The sequence below is a fragment of the Terriglobia bacterium genome (assembly GCA_036496425.1).
GTDB lineage: Bacteria > Acidobacteriota > Terriglobia > 20CM-2-55-15 > 20CM-2-55-15 > 20CM-2-55-15.
In genome coordinates this window covers 1-3,126 of the sequence record DASXLG010000123.1, presented here as the reverse complement: position 1 = coordinate 3,126, position 3,126 = coordinate 1, and the positions used below count along the sequence as shown (strand labels likewise).

Genomic DNA, 3,126 nt, shown 5'->3' with positions numbered 1-3,126 from the left:
CGTTCTCGCTGTCTGGATTCGATTTTCAAATCCATGCCTGATGCAGGTTCCCGGTACAAAAAGTGTACAAAACTATTTCCGAGCAGATCACCCTATTTCTCTTCTCGCATCGATGGGGTGAAGGTGATCCCGGTCACTAGTCCTTCCGGCGCGATGAAACGACTGACAATCTGACCCCACGGTTCTTTTTTGTTTTTGACCAGCATTCGATACCCTCGTGATTCGAGCTGCGCTGTGGCCTTTTCGACGTCTTCAACATCAAACTCAATCCAGGCTTGCGGGACAGGAACATCGCTGGGCCACGAATCCTTCCCGTAACATGATTGAGCTGCCTCGGACAGTGGCCACAAGGCGAATGTCTTTGCGCCCTCCAAACCCTCCGTATGAAGGTAACCTCCCTTTTCCTCTTTGAAGGGTATCGCCAAAATCTGGCTGTACAGTTTGCGGCTTGCGGCCGCGTCACGAACAATCGGGCCAAAGCCTGCGATAAACAGGACTCCGATATTTGCGATTTCTTCCATGGTGCCTCCTTCTCAGAATAGATAAGCTACTTGGATTTCTTCGACTGGCGCTGTTCCCCGAACCTCAAACCCTGCCGCTGAACATATCCCTCCAGATCTTGCGTGACCTGCTCCGCCATCGCCAACGCGACATGGCCGTCGGGACGAACGAGATACGCGGCATCTCGCGCGAAGCCCGACGTCTCCATTGCCTTATTCCATTCGAACCGGTGGACCGGCAGACCTAATCTCTCGCACGCGGTCTCGAACGACCGCTTCAGTTCTCCGTAGATGTGAGCTTGCCAGTCCAGCGATCGCAGCGGAGCAAAGTTGTCATCTGGGCCGCCCCCAACCCACGGAAGCCGATCGCCGCCATGAACATGTCCCGCCTTACCCTCGCTGAGTGGACTTTCCGGATAGTGAATGCGGATCTGTGAGATGAGCCGAAAGACCTCGTGACGGCTGAAGGCAAAGCGGGTCGCCACCGAAACAAAAAGCGGGGCGACAATCCTTCGCATAAACTCGCCGGAAATGCCCTCAGCCACCATGGGCGTAAAGGCTCGATCAGTGGTTGAAACAAGAGACCGCGCGAAACCGATCCGCTCCGGCTCGTAAGTGTCGAGGATGGAAGCGGCCGCACGTTGCTGGATCACTTGAGCCAGTTTCCACCCCAGATTGATCGCATCGCCGATCCCTGTATTCATGCCTTGACCGCCCGCGGGACTATGAATATGCCCGGCGTCCCCGAGCAGAAAGGCTCGACCGATCCGGAACCGGTCAGCAACACGGTGGTGCACGCGATAAGTCGAGAACCAGTTCACGTCTCTGACCTTTATGCCGAGCAACGGCTCGACCTGGCCCCGGACCTCCTCAAAGGTGATATCAGGACGCTCGGAGAGTTCCGGCGGGACCAAACCAATGAGACGTTGCATGCCGCTCAGGCGCACCGGAAACATGAGCGAGAGAATATGCTCGCCGAGGCTGATATGCAGATCGCGATCGAAGCCGCGGTCAATGCTGACGTCCGCGACATAAAAAAGCTGCTGGTAGCTGCCACCCGGAAACCCAACGCCTGCCGCTTCCCGAACGCAGCTATGCGCGCCGTCGCAGCCGCAGATGTAGGAACAATTGACCGTCTTCGCACTGCCATCATGCCTGACGGTGGCCCGCACGCTTTCCGCGTCCTGCTCAAACCCGATAAGCTGCGATCGCCATTCAACCTCCGCGCCAACATCGGCCAATTTCCGCAAGAGGAAGCGTTCGTGATCGTCTTGCGGATACGCCAATGCAAAAGGATATGGGCTCAGCCCTTCTCCAAGCTCCTTGAAGCTGAATGTCAGCACTTCACGGCTGGAAGCGCCTACGGCTTCGCGCAGGTGAGCGGTCTGGGTGACGACGCCTTCGCCGATCACCTCATCGGCAAGGCCATATTGGCCGTAGAACTCGAGCGTGCGCGCCTGCACCACCATAGCGCGCGAGTGCTCTCCCGGCCCTTGGGCGTCGGAGACCACCCGGAACGGCACATTCCGCCGAGCCAGGCTCAGCGCGAGGTTAAGGCCGGTAGGGCCTGCTCCTACTATCAAAACAGGTGAAGTTGTACTCGTCGCCATTCAACCACTTTACTTGCGCTGCGCCTTGGCGCACGGTTTTCAGCTTCGGAACCGGCGGTCTTCCGATGATTCCGGCCGTTTTGAGATCTCCGCGTAACGGAAAAAGATTTATCATCTCCACTTACTCCCGGCTTGGAGACGTGTTCCTCTCATCGTCGGTGGATCGCGACGTCAAAAGCAACAAAAGCAGGCCATCTGTACAAAGTCGGTACAAAATGCTTTGAGCCAATTAGCGGAAGTGATGCCCTGCCTGAGCTCAAACTATTCCTTTCGATAGACAACCTGTCGAGATCTTAAAGCCGCCCCTCGCACAAGGGATCGAAACCAAAACCGGAACCACCACGGGTCTCTGGGTGTTGTAATTATTGGTGTACGGTCGTCGATGAAAACTCCTCGCAAACTCTATTTTCAAAATGGGCACGTCTTACCAAGCGGCGCGCTTCCAGTGCTTCTGTTTACGGCAGTTCTCGATCCCAAAACATGGCGTCGCCCATGAGAGTTTTAATATCAGGCGCGGGAATTGCAGGAACGACTCTTGCGTACTGGCTCGCACAATATGGTTTTGAGACGACGATTGTCGAGAAGGCGCCCCGTCTCCGGGCGGGCGGCTACATTATCGACTTCTGGGGCGCGGGTTTCGATATTGCGGACCGCATGGGGCTGCTGCCGGAAATACGCGATAAGGGCTATGTCGTTCGCGAAGTCCGGGTCGTGGACCGAAGCGGCAAACGCGTGGCAGGTTTCCCGGTCGAAGCTTTTTCCCGGGCGACGCGGGGCCGCTATATTAGTCTTCCCCGCTCTGACCTGGCCGCATGCATTTTCGGCAAGATCGATGGCAGGGTCGAGGCGATTTTTGGCGACAGCGTGACGAAAATTGAGCAGACCGAAAAAGCAGTCCGCGTTTCATTCGATCGCGGGCCTGAGCGCGAATTCGAGATTGTTATCGGCGCGGACGGGCTCCATTCGGAAATCCGCAAGTTGGTCTTTGGCCCTCAGGACCGGTTCGAGAAATATTT

Annotated in this window: 3 protein-coding genes; 1 reads left to right on the top strand and 2 read right to left on the bottom strand. The window is 56.5% G+C overall.

Going from position 1 to position 3,126, the window contains the following annotated elements; all coding sequences use genetic code 11:
* Positions 1-92 precede the first annotated feature (92 nt).
* Together VGK48_08525 and VGK48_08520 are read right to left on the bottom strand one after the other, a co-directional pair.
* The gene (locus VGK48_08525) at positions 93-521 is read right to left on the bottom strand and encodes a VOC family protein (protein ID HEY2381215.1); all 429 of its coding nucleotides are present in this window, start codon (positions 519-521) and stop codon (positions 93-95) included.
* Between the two features lie 26 nt (positions 522-547).
* Positions 548-2,110 (bottom strand): FAD-dependent monooxygenase, encoded by a 1,563-nt coding sequence (locus VGK48_08520; GenBank protein ID HEY2381214.1) that lies wholly within the window; start codon positions 2,108-2,110, stop codon positions 548-550.
* 492 nt (positions 2,111-2,602) lie between these two features.
* Between VGK48_08520 and VGK48_08515 the strand changes: the two genes are divergently transcribed.
* Positions 2,603-3,126: FAD-dependent monooxygenase (locus VGK48_08515; GenBank protein HEY2381213.1), on the top strand; the 524-nt coding region annotated here is incomplete at its 3' end.

Bases quoted from the DNA above. Each gene is read 5' to 3' on its own strand.
- VGK48_08525 (HEY2381215.1), bottom strand. From the start codon at position 521: ATGGAAGAAATCGCAAATATCGGAGTCCTGTTTATCGCAGGCTTTGGC.
- VGK48_08520 (HEY2381214.1), bottom strand. From the start codon at position 2,110: ATGGCGACGAGTACAACTTCACCTGTTTTGATAGTAGGAGCAGGCCCT.